The organism is Desulfovibrio sp. SGI.230, from assembly GCF_050313065.1.
Classification (GTDB): Bacteria; Desulfobacterota; Desulfovibrionia; order Desulfovibrionales; family Desulfovibrionaceae; genus Desulfovibrio.
This window is the reverse complement of the sequence record NZ_JBNPKS010000028.1, coordinates 1-890: the sequence shown is the minus strand read 5'-3', so window position 1 is coordinate 890 and position 890 is coordinate 1. Positions and strand designations below refer to the sequence as shown.

The window sequence follows — 890 nt, the reverse complement described above, 5'->3', positions numbered from 1 at the left end:
AAGAGGATGTCCGGCATGTTTTTTGATTTTAAAAGGTGTGGTAATCTCGTCCCATGAAACAAACAGATTTTCGTGATGTGCCTGATGAGCTGTGGGAACGTATCGAGCCTCTCCTTGCCCCGTTCAAACGAAAAAGAAGCGGCGGCAGCAAACCGCTTGCGCAGCGCACGGTTCTGGCAGGAATCCTCTACAAATGCCGGACAGGATGCCAATGGGCCATGCTTCCCGCCTGCTATGGATCAAAAAGCTCTGTCCACGAGCACTTCCAGCGATGGAACAAAGCCGGCATCATGGCGGAGATTTTTCGCATCCTTCTTGCTGAATATGGGGAAAAGGTCGGCGTCGACGCCCAATGGCAGGCTATGGACGGCACCTTGCTGCAAGCCCCGACGCGCTCTCAAAAAATCAGCGACTGAGGGCCTTGGACGCAACCCGACGGACAGGGGCCGAAGCGGCGGCAAGATACATCTCCATGTGGATGGTCAGGGTATTCCTCTGGGAGTGACAGTCACAGGTGCCAATGTTCATGACAGCCGCCTGATAGAAGCGACGCTGAAGAACTCCCGGGAAATGGGCGGCTGGTTTCTGGGCTCTGCCGTACGCCATCTCTGTCTGGACAAGGGCTATGACTACCCGCGAGTCAGCGAAGAAGTCTACGTAAACGGATTTGAGGAGCATATCCGCAGCCGGGGGGAAGAAGTTCGGGACCGCTGGAGGACTCCTGCCCGCCGCTGGGTAGTAGAGCGGACATTCGCCTGGTTGAAGAGTTTTCGGAGCTTACGCACTCGCTACTGTTGTTACCTCGTCAATTTTATGGGACTACTTTACCTTGCTTTGGCCTGTATCCTTTGGAGAAAACTGGTATAGCAAGATGTATGCCGGACATTCTC

General features: G+C 54.4%; 2 protein-coding genes. Both read left to right on the top strand.

The genetic code is table 11. The annotated features are described in order from the left end of the window. The first annotated feature begins 53 nt into the window (after nt 1-53). Nucleotides 54-416 (top strand): transposase, encoded by a 363-nt coding sequence (locus ACQRAG_RS11745; RefSeq protein ID WP_083575399.1) that lies wholly within the window; start codon nt 54-56, stop codon nt 414-416. Next, nucleotides 325-867: an IS5 family transposase gene (locus tag ACQRAG_RS11740; protein WP_368492477.1), complete on the top strand. Its 543-nt coding sequence runs from the start codon at nt 325-327 to the stop codon at nt 865-867. Before ACQRAG_RS11745 ends, ACQRAG_RS11740 begins: the two co-directional genes overlap by 92 nt. Nucleotides 868-890 lie beyond the last annotated feature (23 nt).

Excerpts from the sequence above, each read along its gene's own strand:
- ACQRAG_RS11740 (WP_368492477.1), top strand. The coding sequence starts at position 325 with ATGGGGAAAAGGTCGGCGTCGACGCCCAATGGCAGGCTATGGACGGCA.
- ACQRAG_RS11745 (WP_083575399.1), top strand. The coding sequence starts at position 54 with ATGAAACAAACAGATTTTCGTGATGTGCCTGATGAGCTGTGGGAACGT.